Origin of the sequence: Lactobacillus juensis (genome assembly GCF_036246285.1) — a bacterium.
GTDB lineage: Bacteria > Bacillota > Bacilli > Lactobacillales > Lactobacillaceae > Lactobacillus > Lactobacillus juensis.
Genome location: NZ_BTTS01000001.1, coordinates 823695 through 842913, shown reverse-complemented (window position 1 = coordinate 842913; position 19219 = coordinate 823695). Strand labels below are relative to the sequence as shown.

The 19219-nt window shown below is 36.7% G+C and carries 17 protein-coding genes; 15 read left to right on the top strand and 2 right to left on the bottom strand.

What is annotated here, in order from left to right:
- Positions 1-202: 202 nt before the first annotated feature.
- Together AAA926_RS03985 and AAA926_RS03980 are read left to right on the top strand one after the other, a co-directional pair.
- Positions 203-2605, top strand: coding sequence for a phosphoketolase family protein (locus tag AAA926_RS03985; protein WP_198180936.1), 2403 nt, complete (start codon positions 203-205; stop codon positions 2603-2605).
- A gap of 247 nt (positions 2606-2852) precedes the next feature.
- On the top strand, positions 2853-5522 hold the full coding sequence (locus tag AAA926_RS03980; RefSeq protein WP_198180935.1) for a calcium-translocating P-type ATPase, PMCA-type: 2670 nt from the start codon (positions 2853-2855) through the stop codon (positions 5520-5522).
- A gap of 112 nt (positions 5523-5634) precedes the next feature.
- On the opposite strand, the gene msrC is transcribed toward AAA926_RS03980, so the two are convergent.
- The gene (gene msrC / locus AAA926_RS03975; RefSeq protein WP_198180934.1) at positions 5635-6084 is read right to left on the bottom strand and encodes a free L-methionine (R)-S-oxide reductase MsrC; all 450 of its coding nucleotides are present in this window, start codon (positions 6082-6084) and stop codon (positions 5635-5637) included.
- Between the two features lie 331 nt (positions 6085-6415).
- Between msrC and AAA926_RS03970 the strand changes: the two genes are divergently transcribed.
- The 13 genes from AAA926_RS03970 (at position 6416) to AAA926_RS03910 (ending at position 18507) form a co-directional block, all read left to right on the top strand.
- Complete coding sequence (locus AAA926_RS03970) at positions 6416-7153, top strand: amino acid ABC transporter ATP-binding protein (RefSeq protein WP_034977167.1); 738 nt, start codon at positions 6416-6418, stop codon at positions 7151-7153.
- Positions 7154-7164: 11 nt separating this feature from the next.
- The gene (locus tag AAA926_RS03965; RefSeq protein WP_198180933.1) at positions 7165-7980 is read left to right on the top strand and encodes a glutamate ABC transporter substrate-binding protein; all 816 of its coding nucleotides are present in this window, start codon (positions 7165-7167) and stop codon (positions 7978-7980) included.
- Positions 7977-8615: an amino acid ABC transporter permease gene (locus tag AAA926_RS03960; protein ID WP_198180932.1), complete on the top strand. Its 639-nt coding sequence runs from the start codon at positions 7977-7979 to the stop codon at positions 8613-8615. The genes AAA926_RS03965 and AAA926_RS03960 overlap by 4 nt, the downstream gene beginning before the upstream one ends.
- 16 nt (positions 8616-8631) lie before the next feature.
- Positions 8632-9285 carry an amino acid ABC transporter permease gene (locus tag AAA926_RS03955; RefSeq protein WP_198180931.1) on the top strand — a complete coding sequence of 218 codons (654 nt, stop codon included), beginning with the start codon at positions 8632-8634 and terminating at the stop codon, positions 9283-9285.
- A gap of 232 nt (positions 9286-9517) precedes the next feature.
- Complete coding sequence (locus AAA926_RS03950; protein ID WP_198180930.1) at positions 9518-10495, top strand: SIS domain-containing protein; 978 nt, start codon at positions 9518-9520, stop codon at positions 10493-10495.
- Positions 10496-10510: 15 nt separating this feature from the next.
- Complete coding sequence (locus AAA926_RS03945) at positions 10511-11326, top strand: PfkB family carbohydrate kinase (RefSeq protein WP_198180929.1); 816 nt, start codon at positions 10511-10513, stop codon at positions 11324-11326.
- A 15-nt stretch (positions 11327-11341) separates the two neighbouring features.
- Positions 11342-12961, top strand: a complete 1620-nt coding sequence (locus tag AAA926_RS03940; RefSeq protein ID WP_198180928.1) for a peptide ABC transporter substrate-binding protein — start codon at positions 11342-11344, stop codon at positions 12959-12961.
- 77 nt (positions 12962-13038) lie between these two features.
- Positions 13039-13971 (top strand): ABC transporter permease, encoded by a 933-nt coding sequence (locus AAA926_RS03935; RefSeq protein WP_198180927.1) that lies wholly within the window; start codon positions 13039-13041, stop codon positions 13969-13971.
- A 2-nt stretch (positions 13972-13973) separates the two neighbouring features.
- Positions 13974-14882 carry an ABC transporter permease gene (locus AAA926_RS03930; RefSeq protein WP_198180926.1) on the top strand — a complete coding sequence of 303 codons (909 nt, stop codon included), beginning with the start codon at positions 13974-13976 and terminating at the stop codon, positions 14880-14882.
- 5 nt (positions 14883-14887) lie between these two features.
- Positions 14888-15955 carry an ABC transporter ATP-binding protein gene (locus AAA926_RS03925; RefSeq protein WP_370466786.1) on the top strand — a complete coding sequence of 356 codons (1068 nt, stop codon included), beginning with the start codon at positions 14888-14890 and terminating at the stop codon, positions 15953-15955.
- 3 nt (positions 15956-15958) lie between these two features.
- Positions 15959-16861 (top strand): ATP-binding cassette domain-containing protein, encoded by a 903-nt coding sequence (locus AAA926_RS03920; protein WP_338211917.1) that lies wholly within the window; start codon positions 15959-15961, stop codon positions 16859-16861.
- A gap of 61 nt (positions 16862-16922) precedes the next feature.
- Complete coding sequence (locus AAA926_RS03915; protein WP_338211916.1) at positions 16923-17456, top strand: ClbS/DfsB family four-helix bundle protein; 534 nt, start codon at positions 16923-16925, stop codon at positions 17454-17456.
- Positions 17457-17748: 292 nt separating this feature from the next.
- Complete coding sequence (locus tag AAA926_RS03910) at positions 17749-18507, top strand: GntR family transcriptional regulator (RefSeq protein WP_338211915.1); 759 nt, start codon at positions 17749-17751, stop codon at positions 18505-18507.
- Between the two features lie 68 nt (positions 18508-18575).
- Here AAA926_RS03910 and AAA926_RS03905 read toward each other — a convergent pair whose 3' ends face one another.
- A complete protein-coding gene (locus AAA926_RS03905) occupies positions 18576-19160 on the bottom strand; it encodes a TetR/AcrR family transcriptional regulator (protein WP_338211914.1) in 585 nt (194 codons plus the stop codon).
- Positions 19161-19219 lie beyond the last annotated feature (59 nt).

Here is a 19219-nt window from a genome sequence, read left to right as displayed (position 1 = left end):
TTATCAGTATTTGAACATAAATATGCTGATCTGTAAATAAAAAATATAGTGATAGCAGCTTTTCTTAGTATTGTGTGAGAGCCAAACGCGTACTTTTATAATTGGGACGAACCAATTTTTAAAATGGTTGAACTTTACCAAAAACTTGCTATAATATGTTTATAAAATGAATTTTAGCAAATATTTAAAAGGGAGAATAAAAATGGCAGTTGATTACGACTCAAAAGAATTTCTCAAAAGTGTTGATGCTCACTGGCGTGCAGCAAACTATCTATCTGTAGGCCAACTTTTCTTAATGAGCAATCCGTTATTAAAGCATGAATTGCAGGCAAATGAAGTTAAACCAAAACCAATTGGTCACTGGGGCACTATTTCACCTCAAAACTTTATTTATGCTCATTTAAATAGAGTTATCAAAAAGTATGGTTTGAACATGTTCTATATTGAAGGTTCAGGTCATGGTGGTCAGGTTATGGTATCTAATTCATACCTTGATGGTTCATACAGCGAGCTTTATCCTGAAATTCAACAAGATGAAAAAGGAATGGCTAAGCTCTTCAAGCGTTTCAGTTTCCCAGGTGGTTCTGCTTCGCACGCTGCACCTGAAACCCCCGGTTCGATGCACGAAGGTGGTGAGTTAGGTTACTCACTTTCCCATGGCACAGGTGCAATTTTAGACAATCCTGATGTTATCGCCGCAGTTGAAATTGGTGATGGTGAGGCAGAAACTGGACCTCTTGCAGCTAGCTGGTTTAGCGACAAATTTATTAATCCTATTAAGGACGGGGCAGTTTTGCCAATCTTGCAAATTAATGGTTTTAAGATTTCCAATCCAACTATCGTTTCCCGAATGTCGGATGAAGAATTGACCAAGTATTTTGAAGGCATGGGTTGGCATCCTTATATTATTTCTGCATATAACGGTGGCGAGTTTGACGGTTACAAAGATCATATGCAGGTTCATGAAGAAATGGCCAAATTAATGGATACCGTAATTGAAGAAATTAAGGCAATTCAGAAGAATGCTCGTGAAAATAATGATGAAACTTTACCACACTGGCCAATGATCATTTTCCGGGTGCCAAAGGGCTGGACAGGTCCAAAGAAGGATCTTGATGGTAATCCAATTGAAAACTCATTTAGAGCTCACCAGATTCCAATTCCTGTTGCTCAAGATGACATGGAACATAAAGATATGCTGGTGGACTGGCTAAAGAGCTATAAACCGGAAGAGTTATTCGATGAAAATGGCGTCCCAACAGAAATCGTGACAGCTGATAATGTTACTGGTGATAGTAGGATGGCCATGAATCCAATCACTAATGCGGGTGGAGAAAAAGCTAAACGTCTTAGTCTGCCGGATTATCGCAAGTATGCGTTGAAATTTGATCAACCAGGTTCTATTGAAGCTGAAGACATGACCGAATGGGCTAAATACTTAAACGAAATTGCTGAACTCAATCCAAGTACTTTCCGCGGCTTTGGACCAGATGAAACTAAGTCAAACCGTTTATTTAAATTTATTGATGAGCAAAAACGGCAATGGGAAAGTTCCGTTCATACGCCTAATGATGAAAACTTGGCGCCAAGTGGTCGGTTGATCGATTCACAATTGTCTGAGCACCAAGATGAAGGCTGGCTTGAGGGCTATGTTTTGTCTGGTCGCCACGGTTTCTTTGCTACTTATGAGTCATTTGGTCGTGTTGTAGATTCAATGTTGACTCAACACATGAAATGGTTAAGAAAGGCTAAGGAACAATACTGGCGTAAGGATTATCCTTCACTTAACTTTATTGCAACTTCAACTGTCTTTCAACAAGACCATAACGGTTATACTCACCAAGACCCAGGTGTTTTGACTCACATGTATGAAAAGAATCGTCCTGATTTAGTTCATGAGTATTTACCAGCTGATACTAATTCTCTTTTGGCAGTTTCGCAAAAAGCTTTCACCGATCGTGAGTGCATCAATATTTTGGTTACTTCTAAGCAAGAAAGACCTCAGTGGTTCTCGATTGATGAAGCAACTCGTATTGCCAACCACGGCTTATCATACATTGATTGGGCATCAACTGACCAAAATGCTAAGCCTGATGTTGTCTTTGCTTCAACTGAAACGGAACCGACAATGGAATCACTTGCTGCAATCGATATTTTGCATAAGAATTTCCCTGATCTCAAGATTCGTTATATTAACGTCATTGACGTTATGAAATTAATGAATACTAAGGATAATCCAGAAGCAATTTCTGATGAAGAATTTGAGCAATTATTCCCAAGCGATGTGCCAGTAATCTTTGCATGGCATGGCTATAAAGCAATGATGCAATCCATTTGGTTTGGTCGCAAGCGCAGCAATGTTCATATTCACTGCTATGAAGAAGAAGGGGATATTACTACACCGTTTGATATGCGGGTAGTTAATAAACTTGATCGTTTCCATTTGGCAAAAGATGCTATTTTAAGTGTTCCTCAATATGCTGAAAAGAGTGCAGGCTTTGTAGCGGAAATGGATAGATTACTTGCAAAACACCACCAATACATTCGTGACAATGGTAAAGATATGCCTGAAGTTACTGAATGGAAGTGGACAGGTCTTAAGTAAATATTATTATTTATTAAACACATGACTTCTCGTAATATGAAGCCATGTGTTTTTATTTAACTAATTTAATAGCCTTATTCTTGTTAAAAGTAAAAAATTTATTTATAATAAGAAGCATCATAAGGGAGTAACAGCAATTACTTGCGATAAGCCCAACACCCGAAGAAATACTTCTGGACTTATCTTAAATAGTGAGACTTGTGTGTGTTGTACATATAAGTCTCTTTTTTGTTATTAGGAGGTAAAGATGCCCCAAAATTTTTACAATCAAAAAATTGAGGATGTTGCAAAGGACTTTGCAACGTCTGTATCCAGTGGTTTAAGGGCGAGTCAAATAGATGGATTACGAGCAAAATATGGTTCTAATAGTTTGACTAGCAAAAAGAAAGTTAGCATTTGGCAACGCTTTTTAGCCCAATTTAAGGATTTCATGATCATTGTTTTGATAGTTGCAGCGTTACTTTCCGGCTTTGTGGCTCAGGAATGGACAGATGCGGCAATTATCATGATCGTGGTCATCTTGAACGCAGTTTTAGGCGTTTTTCAAGAGACACGTTCTGAAGAAGCAATTAATGCTTTGAAAAAAATGGCCACTCCTAATGCCCATGTTCGGCGTGATGGTCAGATTGTGGAAATACCAAGTACTGAATTAGTCCCAGGAGATGTGGTTTTACTTGAAGCAGGCGATGTTGTACCGGCAGATTTGCGGTTAACTCTTACTAAAAGTCTTAAAATCGAAGAATCTGCTTTGACTGGCGAGTCTGTTCCGGTTGATAAAAATAGTGAACCTGTGAATGAAAAAAAGGTAGCTTTAGCCGACCAGGATAATATGGCATTTGCTAATACCAATGTCACATATGGTCGCGGTGAAGGTATCGTTACCGCAACAGGTATGAATACTGAAGTCGGTAAAATTGCGACAATGCTTAACAACACTGATGAAACGGATACACCATTAAAGCGTAATCTCAACCAATTGGGTAAGACACTGACTATAATGATTTTAATCATTTGCGCGGTAGTATTCGTTGTAGGCTTTTTCACTAAAAAGGGTACGGAACCCACTGATAAGTTAGCAATCGATATGTTCTTAGTAGCTGTCTCACTTGCTGTTGCAGCAATTCCGGAAGGTTTACCTGCAATCGTAACTATTATTTTGGCTCTAGGTACTCAGGTAATGGCCAAGCACAATTCGATTGTACGTAAGTTGCCAGCAGTAGAAACTTTGGGAGCAACGGATATCATCTGTTCTGATAAAACCGGTACTTTAACTCAAAATAAAATGACAGTTGAACAGGTTTATTATGATAACAAGATTCATCAATCTTCAAATAGCATTAATCATGATAATCATGCTTTAATGGCAATGGTTTTAGCTAATGATTCAAAACTTGATGATAATAATCAATTGTTGGGTGATCCAACTGAAACTGCATTGGTTCAGTATGCGCTTGATCAAAAAATTGATGTGCATAATTTGCTTGCAAATCATCAGAGACTCCAGGAAGTGCCATTTGATTCCGGTCGTAAATTAATGAGTACTATTAATGAGAACAATGGACAATATTTTGTAGCAGTTAAAGGAGCTCCAGATCAACTGCTTAAGCGAGTAACGCGGATTGAACTTGATGGTAAAGTCAGTGAGATCACTGAGAAGCAAAAAGATGAAATTATGCTTTCAAATCAAAATATGGCTAAAAATGCGTTGAGAGTTTTGGGGTTAGCCTATAAAACAGTTGAACAATTATATGATGATCCTACAACTGATAATGTGGAGCAGGACTTGATTTTTGCTGGCTTGGTAGGGATGATAGACCCAGAACGCCCTGAAGCAAAAGAGGCTATTAAAGAAGCTCACAGTGCCGGTATTAGAACAGTTATGATTACAGGAGACTTTCAAGTAACCGCGCAGGCAATTGCGGAAAGGCTGGGAATTTTAAAGCCCGGACAAGATGAACGAGTAGTCACCGGTGCTCAACTTGATGAATTTAGCGATGAGTATTTAGAAAAACATGTGGCAGACTTTGATGTTTATGCCAGGGTTTCACCAGAACACAAAGTTCGTATTGTTAAGGCTTGGCAAGCTCAGGGCAAAATTGTGGCTATGACAGGCGATGGCGTTAATGACGCACCTAGTTTAAAGCAAGCTGACATTGGAATTGGCATGGGCATTACCGGTACTGAAGTATCAAAAGGTGCCAGCGATATGGTTTTAGCAGACGACAACTTTGCTACGATTGTTGAAGCTGTTAAACAAGGGCGCAAGGTCTTTAGCAATATTCAAAAAGCCATTCTTTACCTCATGAGTTGTAATGTCGGGGAAGTTTTAACAGTATTTATGATGACCATGCTAGGTTGGGATATTTTAGCTCCAGTGCAATTGTTGTGGATTAATTTGGTGACAGATACTTTACCAGCTATTGCCTTGGGACTTGAACCAGTTGAAAAAGGTATTATGAAACGGACACCACGGGGTAAAAAATCAAACTTCTTCAGTGGTGGTGTTGCCAGCTCAATTATTTATCAAGGAATTTTAGAAGGTGCCATTGTTTTAACCACTTATCAACTAGGCTTAAATTTTGGCCCTCATATGGGTAATGCCAATCTGCAACATGCTGATGCTCTGACAATGGCTTTTCTCACTTTAGGCCTAATTCAACTGTTTCATGCTTTTAATTCTAAGTATATTCACCAATCAATTTTTTCTAAAAGGACTTTTGCTAATAAATGGTTTAATTGGGCGATACTAATTTCTGCTGTTGTCATGGCGGCAGTTGAACTACCGTTTATGACCAAGTTCTTTGATGTAACCGAACTTAACTCGACTCAATGGTTAATTGTTTTAGGAGCGGGAATTTGTATGATTTTAATAGTAGAAATTGTGAAGGGATTTCAGCGTCTAGCCGGTAAAAAGTAAAAAAGTTTAACGGAATAACTTTTAGTCAGAGATTTAAGAGAGTTTAGAATTTATAAAGACCAATAAGTCATCTAATAGTTGATTTACTGGTCTTTTATTTTATTTCTTGCATTTAATTAAATAGCAGTTCTGCTATTTTTGCTAAATATTGAGCATCAATTTGGTCGAATCTGGCAAAGTCATTGCTGTCAAGGTCAAGAACAGCGACAAGTTTTTTATCGTGGATAATGGGAAGAACGATTTCTGAATTGGTATTGGCATCACAGGCAATATGACCACTAAACTTGTGAACATCGGGAACAATTTGAATCTGACCGGTTTGTGCAGCTGTGCCGCATACGCCTTTTCCTAATTGAATACGCATGCAGGCGACTGGCCCTTGAAATGGTCCTAAAATGAGCTCTTGCTCTTGGAAGCGATAAAATCCAGCATAACTTACTTCGGGTAAGCCATTAAAAAGCAGTGCACTAATGTTACTCATGTTGGCAATTAAGTCATGTTCATCTTGAAGAAGGCTGCCAGCCTGTTTTAAAAGTAATTTATAAGTTTTTTCTTTATCCATAAGTTTTCTCCTTAATTAGAGTGTATGCCAGTCAAACTATTTTTGGAAGAAAAAATGCAAATAAGAGTATATTTTTCACAGATATTTTTAATTATAACTGGCATTTTTTGACATTAAATTATTATTAATGAACATACAAAAAAGCTTTTTATTACTATACTTTCCCGTCATAACGCTAACTAGGTGACTTTCAAGTCAATGTGAATTAAGCAGATCTTTCTATAAATTTTTATTAAAAACACTGTATTACTTTTAAAATTCTTAACGGTTATAGTAAAATAGATTCTACAACTTATTATTTCATGCATTGATTATGAAAGGGGCGATGACAATGTCGATGATAGAGTTCCATGACGTGCAAAAATTTTATGGCCATTTTCATGCACTGCACGACATTAATTTAGAGATTGATGAAGGTGAAACGGTGGTTCTGATTGGACCATCTGGTTCGGGTAAGAGTACTTTGGTACGGACCGTAAACGGACTTGAATCAATCCAGAAAGGTAAGTTAGTAGTTAACGGTCACGATCTTTCAGATCCAAAGACGAACCTCAACATCTTACGAAGTGATGTTGGGATGGTTTTCCAGCACTTTAATTTATACAAAAACAAAGATGTATTGGAAAATATTATGCTGGCTCCCAGAATAGTAAGCCACATGCCTGAAGAGGAAAATAAAAAACAGGCGTTAGATTTACTTGATATGGTTGGGTTACGCAAATGGGCACATAATATGCCTTCACAAATTTCTGGTGGTCAAAAGCAGCGTGTTGCTATTGCCAGAACATTGGCAATGAGACCAAAACTGATTTTATACGATGAACCAACTTCTGCTCTTGATCCGGAAATGATTGATGATGTTTTACAAGTTATGAAGAAAGTTACCAATGAAAGTGGTATGACTTCATTAATTGTTACTCACGAAATGGGCTTTGCTAAAGAGGTAGCAAATAGAGTTATCTTTATGGACCAGGGTCGAATTGTTGAGGATGATGATAGCGAAAGCTTCTTTAAGCAGCCTAAGACGGAGCGGGCACAACAATTTTTGAGTAAAATTATTTCTCACTAAGGAGGCCAATTATGAAAAAGAAATTTTGGCTGTTTCCTTTATTAGCGTGTATTTTGATGTTAACTGGTTGTGGTAAAAGTCTTAGTGATCAATCCGTTTTAAATAATGCCAAACAAGCAAATACTATTGTTTGGGGTGTTAAAGGTGATGTTAAACTTTTTGGCTTAATTGACGTTAAGGATGGTCAGCAAAAGGGTTTTGATGTTGATATGGCAAAGCATATTACAAAGCATATATTAGGACCTCAAGGAAAAGCTGAGTTTGTTACTACAACATCTCAATCCAGAATTCCGCTTTTAAAGAACGGAAATGTGGATGCCGTTATAGCCACGATGTCAATCACTCCCGAGCGTAAAAAGATTATATCTTTTTCAAAGTCATACTTTGATGCGGGTCAGTCACTTTTAGTTCCTAAAGATTCTTCAATTAAAAGTACTAAGGATCTAAACGGTAAAACAGTTATCGGTGTTGTAGGCGCAAATTCAGTTCAAAACATTAAAAAGGTGGCTCCTAAAGCAAAAGTGATTGAATTGCAGGATTATGCCCAAGCAATGAATGCACTGAAGTCACATCAAGGAGATGCTCTAACTACTGATAACGGAATTTTATTTGGTTTAGCGGTGCAAAATCCGGGCTACGAAGTTCGTGGCGGTACCTTTACTGTTGAACCATACGGTGTTGCGGTTAATAAGGGACAAACCTCATTTACTGAAGCTGTAGACAAGGCAGTTCTTGAGATGCAGCATGATGGTGAATATAATCGCTTAATTAAAAAGTGGTTTGGCGATGTTCCAGGATTTAAGTATAAGGAGCTGTATCGCCGATGATTAATATTTTTTCAAAATTCAGCAGCCAGCTGTTTGTTGGTTTGGGCTGGACAATACTATCTAGTGTAATTGCTTTATTTTTCAGTTTAATAATCGGAACTATATTTGCAATTATGGAAGTTGTTCCAAGTAAAGTAATGCGTGTAATTGGACATACCTATGTGGAAATAATGCGTAACATTCCTTTGCTTGTAATCACTATGTTTTTCTATCTAGTAATTCCGATGTATGTGGTCAAAATCAATGGGTTTACTGCAGGGACTATTGGCTTAACACTGTATACTTCTGCTTTTATTGCCGAAACAATTCGTTCAGGAATTCAGTCTGTTTCCGGCGGTCAAATGGAAGGTGCAAGATCAACTGGTATGACCTACTGGCAGGCAATGCGCTATATCATTTTGCCTCAAGCATTCAAGATAGTAATACCACCTTTAGGAAATCAGTTTGTTAACTTGGTCAAAAACTCTTCAGTTTTAGCCTTTGTGGCAGGATTTGATTTAATGTACCAAGCTAATTCAATTGCGTCTACTACTTTTGACACTATTAACAGTTATTTAGTTGTAGGTGTTTTATATCTGATTGTTACTCTGCCTATTAGTTATTATATGCGGCACTTGGAAAAGAAATTAGGTTAAAAGGAGGTACTAGAAAATGCAAAATTGGGTTAACGCCTTTTCGTGGCTTAATGTACGCTTTTTGTTGATGGGCCTCTGGGTAACTATTTACATCTCCGTAATTTCAGTCATTTTAAGTTTTATTATTGGTTCCATTTTAGGAATAATCAGATATTCTAAAATTAAATATGTTTCAGCAATTGTAGGTTTCGTTATTGATATTATTCGTAACATTCCTTTGTTGCTAATTATCTTCTTTACTTATTTTGGATTGCCAAACTTTGGCTTAAGACCGGAAACTATACCGGCGGCGATTATTGCCATGACAGTATTTGAATCCTGCATGATTGCTGAAATTGTGCGTTCTGGTATTCAATCTGTTTCTATCGGTCAGATGGAAGGTGCAAGATCAACTGGCATGTCCTTTGTTCAGGCTTTATGGCATGTCGTTTTACCTCAGGCTTATAAAAACATGATTCCAACGATTATCAGTCAGTTTGTTTCTCTAATTAAGGACACCTCTTTGGCAACAATCATTGTTGTGCCGGAAATGATGCAACACGCACAAGTTATTTATGGTCAAAATGCAAATTATATTTTGCCGATGTTTGCTGCCTTAGCTGTATTGTACTTTGCAGTTTGTTTTACACTGTCAATTATTGGTAGTGTGATTGGTAAACATTTGTCATAAAGTAAGATATTTATTAATAATTATTTAAAGCATTTCACGAGTTTGTGAAGTGCTTTTTTTGCGTGCTTTGATATATAGGCAATTGGTTTATACCAGTTCACAAACTTTTTATCAGATTTTTACTAATTGATCATTTTTCTTAATTAATTTTAAGAAAACGCTTGACATATTAAAATCCAGCGATTATCTTATAATATAACATCATATAACAAGAATGATTGAGAGGTTAAAAATGAAAAAAGAATATCAACAAGAAATTAAAAATGCACTTGCCGCTACAGAAAAGCTTGATGGCATTAATCATGTTTACTTTGTAGCTTGTGGAGGATCAATGGCTTTTATGCAGCCAGCTGAATATATTTTCAATCGCGAATGCGATATCCCTGCTACAATTTTACCTGCACGAGAATTCACAACTCGTAATCCTCATGATTTAGGCAAACATAGTTTAGTAGTTTCTTGTTCTCATTCAGGTACTACACCAGAAACAAATGAGGCAGTTAATTTTGCCAAAAGTAAAGGGGCTTTAACAGTCGGCATTACCTACACGGCAGGTTCTGACTTAGAAAAGAACTCAGATTTCACTTTGCATTATAGCTGGGGCAAAGGAACAGATGCTTCTGATTTAAATAATGGGGTTTTATATGGTTTCTTGTTTAGCCTATTGAAGTCTGTAACTGGTGATAATAAATATGAAAAAGGCTTGCAGGCTTTGGCTAGTTTAGAAACTATGGCTGATAGGGTGAGAAAGCAATTTGGCGAAACTGCTAAGAAATGGACTAGTGAATTAAAACGTGAAAAATTAATTTATGCTGTAGGCTCAGGTATTAATACTGGAGAAACATATTCATTCTCAGCATGCTGGCTTCAAGAAATGCAATGGATTCATAGTGGTTACATCAATTCTGCCGAGTATTTCCATGGTCCATTCGAAGTAACAGATTTTGATGTGCCATTTATCATTTGCAAAGGATTAGGCGTAACTAGAAAAATGGATCAGCGCGTAATTGACTTTGCCAAAAAGCACAGTCAAAAAGTTTATGTAATTGACGATGCTGACTTTGATATGCATGAAGTAGACGACGACTTTAAAGAATACTATTCTCAGATTCTTTCAGGAGTTGCTTTCCGTCAACTAGCTGAAGGATTTGCTTATGAAAGAGGCCACTCGTTAGATGTTCGTCGTTATATGGGACATCTGGATTATTAAAAAGGGCTGCAACTCATGAAAATAATTGCAGTTGGTGACAATGTGGCTGACACATACATCAAGCAAAAGGTATTTTTTCCAGGCGGAAATTGTGTCAATGTAGCAGTCGACGCCAAAAAGGCAGGAGCTGATGTATCAGCTTACCTAGGAATGTTTGGGGATGACGATCGCGCACAGCATATCAAGCAATCTTTAACTGAAGAAAAAGTGGAACTTATTAACTGTCGTAAGGTCTATGCACCTACAGCTCAGCCTCGGGTTATTCTCACAGATGATGGTGATAGAACTTTTGCCCCTGGTCCTAAAAATTCAGTAATGCATTTATTATCTTTAAGGCTTACACCAACAGACTTTGCTGAAATAAAAAAATTTGATGTAGCTCACGTTGGAATTGATTCAGGAATTGAAAATTATCTTGATGAACTGCATCATATTGCCAAAGTATCATTTGATTTTTCAGATTCTCGCAATGAAAGTTATTTTAAACGTGTTTTACCTTTTGTAGATTACGCTTTCTTTTCTGGTTCGGAGATGTCTGATGAACAGGTAGAAGGTTTTGCCAAAAAATATCTCACTTTAGGACCAGAAGTCATTGTTATAACACGCGGTGCCAAGCCAGCTTTCTTGTTGACATCGCAAGAGTCCCTTTATCAAGAACCACAAACTGTGAAGATTGTCGATACGATGGGAGCAGGTGACAGCTTTATTGCCGGCTTTCTAGTTTCCTATTTAAATCAAAACAATCTGCAAGAAGCTGCTTTAGCTGCTAGTAAAAATGCTGCAGCTACTTGCCAACTATCTGGTGGCTTTGGTCATCAGAAATCTTTTTAGAAAAGAGTGATAATTATGAAAAAAAGTGCATTGTTTGCTACTGCAATTGCATGTGTAGGTTTGCTAATAACAGGATGCCAGAAAAATTCTAGTTCTGGTACTAAAAATCAAGATAAAATCACTGTTGTCCAAAATGCCACGGTTGACTCTCTTGACCCAATTTTAGCGTATCAAAACACTTCCTCAACTGTCGTTGCTAATACAACAGAAGGGCTTTATACTATTGACGCCCACGATAAGCCCCAATTGGCATTGGCTTCTAAAGTTAAAACGAGTAATCATGGATTAACCAAGACATATACAATTCGTGAGAATGCTAAATGGTCAAATGGTGATCCAGTAACTGCTAATGATTTTGTTTTTGCCTGGCGACGGTTATCAGATCCTAAGATTGCCTCAGCCTTTAACTTCCAGCCAGGTGCGGCCGGAATAAAAAATGCCAATGACATTGTTGCTGGCAAGAAGCCGGTTAAGTCATTAGGTGTTAAAGCTGCAGGTCCTAAAACTCTAGTAGTGCAACTTGATCATGTTGTACCTTACATGAACAAATTGCTGGCATTTAGTGATTTTGCCCCCGTTAATCAAAAATATTTTGAAAAAGCAGGAAAGAAATTTGCACAAGATTCTAATCACTTAATTTATTCTGGACCGTATCAAATTAAGGGCTGGAAATTAGGTGACAATACTATCCAGTTGGTTAAAAACCCGAAGTATTGGGATGCCAAAAATGTCAAAATAAAGAATGTTAAGCTTGATATTATTACCGATCCAGAAAAAGCCGCAATTGCCTTCGAAAACGGCAGTGCAGACTATGTTCACTTAAGCGGTCAGCTTGTTTCTAAATATAGAAAAGATAAGAACTTTGTCAATGATGTTGGTAATTTTACCCAGTACATTATGTTTAATCTGAAAAAACCGGGATTAGATAATGCTGATTTGCGTAAGGCAATTTCTTGCAGTATTAATCGTAAAGAAATAACAACTCACATCCTAAAAGATGGTTCAATTCCTTCTCATTCTATGGTTATGAAAGATTTGGTTAAGAATCCGACAACAGGCAAAGATTTTGCAGATGAATCAACTACTAATCTTTACGAGTATTCACCAGCTCAAGCTAAAAAGTATTGGAATAAGGCCAAAAAAGCAACTAATCTAAGGTCATTTACCTTACTTTATGATGACAGTGATCCTTCATATGCTAACGTAGCTGCTTATATCAAGGCACAAGTTGAAAAACATCTTCCTGGCATGAAAGTGACACTGCAACAAGTAGCAAAGAAGACCAGAACTGATAAGATGTCAAAAGCTACTTATGACGCTACTTTAACTCGTTGGGGACCAGATTATGCAGATCCAACAGCGATCTTGAGTATGTATCAATCTAAGAACGACAGTAATTACGGTCGCTGGGCAAATTCAGAATTTGATAAGTTAATGGCTCAATCTGATCAAACAACTGATCAAGCTAAGAGATACAAATTGCTTCTCAAGGCAAATAATATCCTAATTGACAGTGCCTCTTGCCCACCACTTTATCAAATTGGCGCACCAGTTTTGGAAAGATCTAATATTAAAGATTTACCGATGCATATTGCAGGTGTACCATTCTTCTTCAAATATGCTTCAATTAAATAATTTCACTATAAGTATTAACGGGGCTGGGATACAATCTCAGCTCTGTTTGCTTATAGAAGAAGATAGGAGGGAAAAACTTGAAAAAGTATGTCTTGAAAAGAATCTTAATTGCAATGATTACATTATTTTTGATTACTTTGATTCTTTTTATTATGGAAAAGGCAATGCCTGGTTCGCCATTTAATGATGAAAAAATGTCACATGCTCAAGTAGCGGCACTTTATCATAAATATGGTTTAGATGGTCCAGTGCCATTACAATTTTTTAATTACTTGAAAAATATGTTGTCTGGTGATTTTGGTGTTTCGTACACAGTTCAGGTTAATACACCGGTTACTACAATGATTTTGCAACATTTTATTATTTCACTCCAAATAGGTTTACAGGCTACTGTACTAGGCTCGGTTTTAGGCTTTCTGATGGGAATTTTGGCAGCGATCAAAAGAGGTACAATTTGGGATAACTTAATGACTGGCATCTCTGTTTTAGGAATAAGTCTTCCTAACTTTGTAGTAGCTCTGATTGTTTCAATCATATTTTCTTACAAGTTGATGGTCTTCCCAGGTACATACCAACCCAGTCAGCCATTTGTTTCCAGCATTCTGCCAACGATAGCATTGAGTACTTTTACTATGGCAAGTATTGAAAGGTACGTCAGAAACGACATGATTGATATTATGAATTCCGATTATTATCGTTTAGCGGATTCAAAGGGTATTAAGAAGTTCCAATTGATCGGACATCATGTTATCAGAAACACTTTAATTTCAGTTATTACAGTTTTAGCACCACTGATGATTGACCTACTTGCTGGAAGTATGGTAATTGAAAAAGCTTTTGCTATCCCAGGCCTGGGTACTTTGTATATTAGTGCTATTCAGGCTAATGATTATAATGTTGTTTTAGGCATAACCTTCTTTTATGCAGTGCTTTTTATCAGCATTATGCTAATTGTTGATATTCTCTATGGATTGATAGATCCACGTATTAGACTAGATGAGGGCAAGTAATTATGACTAATATAGAAAATAATGATTTTGATTTTGCCCATAAATCGGAAACAGTTGACCATTATTCTGGTAAATCTTATTCATATGGGCAGTTGGTTTGGCATCGCTTTTTGAAAAATAAAGGTGCAGTGATTAGCGCAGTTGTTTTAATTATTATTGCTTTAATAGCTATTCTGGCACCTCACCTTAGTCAATACTCACCCACTACGCCGTATCCTAACCAGTCTAATTTAGCTCCTGGTGTTAATGGTCATTGGTTTGGAACGGATAACCTAGGCAGAGACATTTTTGTAAGAGTTGCGGCTGGTACGTCAGTTTCACTAAGGGTTGCATTAGTGGCTATGGCAATTGATCTGGTTATTGGTACTAGTTATGGTCTAATTTCAGGATATTTTGGTGGCAAAATCGATTTATTCATGCAAAGAATAACAGAAATTCTCAGTACTATTCCTATGATCATTATTGTTACATTGCTGGTTCTGGTTATGAAACCAGGTCTAGTAAGCATAATTACGGCCATGATGATTGTCGGCTGGATTAATATGAGTAGAATAGTTCGCGCACAGGTGTTGGAACTGAAAACCAGCGAGTATGTTTTATCAGCAAAGACAATGGGAGAATCTGATATTAAAATTATTTTCTCTCAAATTTTACCCAATACATTAGGACAAATAATTACCACATTTATGTTATCTATTCCGAACGCAATTTTTTTGGAAGCATTCTTGGCCTTTATCGGTTTAGGTGTTCCGGCACCATTAGCATCGTTAGGAACGATGATCAATGATGGTTATACCCAAGCTATCGTTTACCCGTACATGGTTATTTTCCCAGTTTTATTTTTAGCACTAATTATGCTGAGTTTTAATATTATTGCAGATGGCTTACGGGATGCTATTGAAGGAAGTTAGGTAAGATTATGACTGAAACAGTTTTAGAAATAAAAAATTTACAGGTGGCCTATCATACCGAGCATGGAGAAGTACAAGCTGTTAGAGGGATAAGTTATCAGGTAAAAAAGGGAGAAACAGTTGCTTTAGTTGGTGAATCCGGTTGTGGTAAGTCGGCCAGTGTCAAACCAATCATGGGCGAAAAAGAGGCCAATCAAATAATTAAATCTGGTGAGATCAATTTTACCTATCAGACTGAAAATGGTCCGCAAACTGTTGATTTATTAAAACTTAGTCCTAAGATTATGCAAAATCGCATTAAGGGCAAAGAAATAGCAATGGTTTTTCAAGACCCGATGACCTCTCTTGACCCCACCATGAAAATTAACAAACAAATTGCTGAGGCAGTTAAGTCTTCTCATCCTGAAATGAACAAGGAGCAAATCAATGAACGAGTGCTTAACTTAATTGAAACTGTTGGTATTCAAAACATGAAAGTTGTGCAAAACCAGTACCCGCATCAGCTTTCTGGAGGGATGAGACAGAGAATTGTTATTGCCATAGCCTTGGCTGGAAATCCCAGTTTACTGATCTGTGACGAGCCAACTACGGGTTTGGATGTTACTATCCAGGCTAAAATTTTGAACCTGATTAAAGATATCCAGAAGAGTAGGAAATTATCTGTCATTTTTATCACTCATAATCTGGGAGTAGTTGCTAATATTGCAACCTATGTGAACGTCATGTACGCTGGAAAAATAGTTGAGACAGGAACAAGTCAAGATATCTTTTTTGAACCTCGCCACCCATATACTTGGGGACTGCTTGAATCAGTACCTGATATCAATGAAAAAGTTGACGAACTGCCAACTATTGCAGGCACGATTCCAGACTTGACACAGCCGATTGTTGGTGATGCGTTTGCTCCGAGAAATAAGTACGCCTTAAACATTGATTTTAAAAAGCAACCACCAATGTTTAAAATTAATGACCACCATTACGCTGCAACTTGGCTCTTAGATAAGAGGGCTCCCAAAGTACCAATTCCGGCAGTTTTGCAAAAGCGAATTTTAAAAATGAAGGGGGCATCATAAGCAATGACTAAAAATATCCTTGAAGTTCATCATTTGAAGCAATATTTTCCCGTTGCAAATAAAAAAGTAGTTAAAGCGGTAGATGATGTTTCTTTTAATATTACTAATGGTGAAACTTTTGGCCTGGTAGGTGAGTCAGGAAGTGGAAAAACCACTATTGGCCGCTCTATTATTCGTCTTTATTGGCCTACTGCAGGCGAGGTGATTTTTGAAGGTGAACAAATAGCAGGTCAGTTAAGTAAAAAGCAGACTGCTAAATTGCGCAAAGACATGCAGATGATTTTTCAGGATCCTATGTCTTCACTAAATCCTCGTAAAAAAGTCGGTGATATAGTCAAGCTCGGGTTAGATATTCATTACCCAGAATTATCTAAGGATGAAAAACTGCAAAAGGTTATTGAAATGCTGAAAGTAGTAGGGCTTGATTCATCCTTTGTCAATCGTTACCCCCAAGAACTTTCGGGTGGACAAAGACAAAGAGTTGGTATTGCCAGAGTAGTTATCATGCATCCTAGACTTATTATTGCGGATGAAGCTATTTCTGCTTTGGACGTTTCAGTACAAGCTCAAGTTGTCAATCTACTCCAAAGAATACAAAGAGAAAGTGGCAGTGCCATGCTCTTTATTGCCCATGACTTGGCAATGGTCAAACATATTTCAAGTCATATAGGAGTAATTCATTTAGGACATATTGTCGAGATTGGACCAACAGAAGCAATTTTTGACGATCCTGTACACCCGTATACTAAAAGTTTATTAACTGCTATCCCCACTACTAATCCAGTAGCTGAACAAAATAAAAAATTATCAAATTATCATGCTTTTAGGCAACAATATGAAAATAAGGAAATGGCAGATTTAGGCAATGGTCACTATGTAATAGACGATGGGTCGTGGACTAAGTAAAACCCTTTATGATAAAATATTGATAATTAATTTTTAATATTATCAAGAAAAGGAAAAACAGATGCCACGTCCTAAAAGCAAGCAAGAATTAGTTGATGCAAGTAATTTGTCATACCAAAAGATAGTTGACTTAATTGCTAAGTTGCCGGAAAAAGCTCGCACTGGCAGTTTCAATTTTGATACGAGTAAATTAAAAGAAGCTCATTGGAAGAGAGATCATAATGTACGTGATGTTTTGATGCACTTATATGAATGGCAAAAATTGTTGCTAGAATGGGTTGAGAGTAATCAATCCGGTAAAAGCAAAGAATTTCTGCCTGAAGGGTATAATTGGCGCAATTATGGTGAAATGAATCAAGGATTTTGGCAAAAGCACCAATCTACCTCACTTGCAGAAGCAGAAAAGCTGCTGGCAACTAGTCATACACAAACGATGGCTTTGCTTGATACCTTTACGGAAGAACAACTCTTTCAAAAAAATGTTATTCCTTGGACTGGTAATAATGCATTGGGTACTTACTTCATTGCAAATACTAGCAGTCATTATGAATGGGCTTTAAAGAAGTTACGAAAATATCAAAGATCCTTGAAATAAGGGTTCATGAAAACCGTTAGCATAAAAGCTGACGGTTTTTGTTGTGAATGAGCCACTTATTTAAATAAATCAAAAGTTTGACCACTTATTCATAAAAAATTCTGGTAAAAAAATATACAGCTTAGGCTCTAAGTCAATATTACAGCATTTAAAATAATTTTAGAGTTATTTAATTACTATAATCGCCCAAACTTTTCATACAGGTTTAAACTTAAAATACTGTTATACTAATCTTTGAGTTTGTTATTTCTATTTTAATTTAGTAATATTGAATGATTAAGGAAGTGTGATAATGAATTCTGTCAAAACAATTGCTGGTGTACCACTTTACAAAAAAATTTACTTAGATATTAAACAAAAGATTCAGCAAAACATCTTAAAAACTGACGAAAAATTGCCAAGTGAACAATATTTATGTCAAAAATATCAGGTTAGCAGAATAACAGTGCGTAAAGCCCTGAAATTACTGACCGATGAAGGACTGGTAGTTACTATCCAGGGTAAAGGCTCCTATGTTAATGTCAAAAAGTTGACGGGGAGGCTGGAACAAATTGAAGGATTTTCTGAATTTGCTGAGTCGCGATCTAAGACAAATAAAAAGGTCATTTTAAGAAGAGAAATATTACAAAATGCTCAAATTGCTAAGATTTTACAATTGCCTGAACAAGCAGATTTAGTCTACATTAAAAGAATATCCCAAACAGGAAACGTGCCGATGGCAATTGATGAGGCGTGGTTATCAGGTGAACGTTTTCCTGATTTGCTCACAAATATTCATGAAGACACTTCACTATACCAATACCTAGCAGATAAGTATCATGAAACTTTAGCAAGTTCATATCGTGAAATTAGTACCATCTTACCCAGCAGTGAGCAAGCTAGATTATTGGCATTAACAAATGTAGTGCCACTATTTGATGTGAACAAGACTGTTTATAATCAATTTGATCAACCACTAGAGTTTTCACATTATGTGGTAAGAGGAGATAAAATGGTTTATACTATCGACTCCAAAAATGACAGCAATATTTATCTTAATAACAAAAAGTGATCATATACTTGCAAATTTTTCATTATAAAAAACAGTCAGTTGGACAATAAATTCAACTGACTGTTTTGTTAATTTCCAGGCTTTAAATGGTGAGCGTAGGTGCGAATATTATTTTGCACAAAAGCGTTTGACTGAGTTTGAAAAACAGAATTAGGAAAAGAATGCTGCATGATAGCTTGACCTAAATTGAGTAAAACTAAGTTGTCAATCTCAATCTTTTTATCTATATCTTTAGCAATTTCTCCTTTCTGCTGCATTTGCTCAAACTCTTCAGTTAAAATTTCTCTGAGTAAATCAAGTAGTTTTTTTATCACTGTTTGCAGTTCCGGTAAATTTTGAGATTCACGAATACCGGTTAAAAACAATGCTAGATGTTGCTCTATGAAGCTTTGACATATAATAGACAAATTTATAATGTCCTTTTCTAAATCGCCGACTAACTGATAGTTTTTACCGATTAGTTGTATATCATTATGGTACTCAGATACAAGTTGCTGTAAAATGCCGTGTTTATCTTTAAAATGCCTAAACAAGGTGCTTTCGTTAACTCGAGCAACTTGAGCAATTTTTTTAGTAGTGGTTCTTTGATAGCCATTGTGAATTAATAATTGTGAAAAAGCTAATAAGATTCTTTGTTCAACATCACCGCTCATTTTGACTACCCACCTTAACTCAACTTTTGAATATTCAACTTTGACTGCTTGTGTCTAAT

Bases quoted from the DNA above. Each gene is read 5' to 3' on its own strand.
- AAA926_RS03985 (WP_198180936.1), top strand. From the start codon at position 203: ATGGCAGTTGATTACGACTCAAAAGAATTTCTCAAAAGTGTTGATGCT.
- AAA926_RS03980 (WP_198180935.1), top strand. From the start codon at position 2,853: ATGCCCCAAAATTTTTACAATCAAAAAATTGAGGATGTTGCAAAGGAC.
- msrC (WP_198180934.1), bottom strand. From the start codon at position 6,084: ATGGATAAAGAAAAAACTTATAAATTACTTTTAAAACAGGCTGGCAGC.
- AAA926_RS03970 (WP_034977167.1), top strand. From the start codon at position 6,416: ATGTCGATGATAGAGTTCCATGACGTGCAAAAATTTTATGGCCATTTT.
- AAA926_RS03965 (WP_198180933.1), top strand. From the start codon at position 7,165: ATGAAAAAGAAATTTTGGCTGTTTCCTTTATTAGCGTGTATTTTGATG.
- AAA926_RS03960 (WP_198180932.1), top strand. From the start codon at position 7,977: ATGATTAATATTTTTTCAAAATTCAGCAGCCAGCTGTTTGTTGGTTTG.
- AAA926_RS03955 (WP_198180931.1), top strand. From the start codon at position 8,632: ATGCAAAATTGGGTTAACGCCTTTTCGTGGCTTAATGTACGCTTTTTG.
- AAA926_RS03950 (WP_198180930.1), top strand. From the start codon at position 9,518: ATGAAAAAAGAATATCAACAAGAAATTAAAAATGCACTTGCCGCTACA.
- AAA926_RS03945 (WP_198180929.1), top strand. From the start codon at position 10,511: ATGAAAATAATTGCAGTTGGTGACAATGTGGCTGACACATACATCAAG.
- AAA926_RS03940 (WP_198180928.1), top strand. From the start codon at position 11,342: ATGAAAAAAAGTGCATTGTTTGCTACTGCAATTGCATGTGTAGGTTTG.
- AAA926_RS03930 (WP_198180926.1), top strand. From the start codon at position 13,974: ATGACTAATATAGAAAATAATGATTTTGATTTTGCCCATAAATCGGAA.
- AAA926_RS03920 (WP_338211917.1), top strand. From the start codon at position 15,959: ATGACTAAAAATATCCTTGAAGTTCATCATTTGAAGCAATATTTTCCC.
- AAA926_RS03915 (WP_338211916.1), top strand. From the start codon at position 16,923: ATGCCACGTCCTAAAAGCAAGCAAGAATTAGTTGATGCAAGTAATTTG.
- AAA926_RS03910 (WP_338211915.1), top strand. From the start codon at position 17,749: ATGAATTCTGTCAAAACAATTGCTGGTGTACCACTTTACAAAAAAATT.
- AAA926_RS03905 (WP_338211914.1), bottom strand. From the start codon at position 19,160: ATGAGCGGTGATGTTGAACAAAGAATCTTATTAGCTTTTTCACAATTA.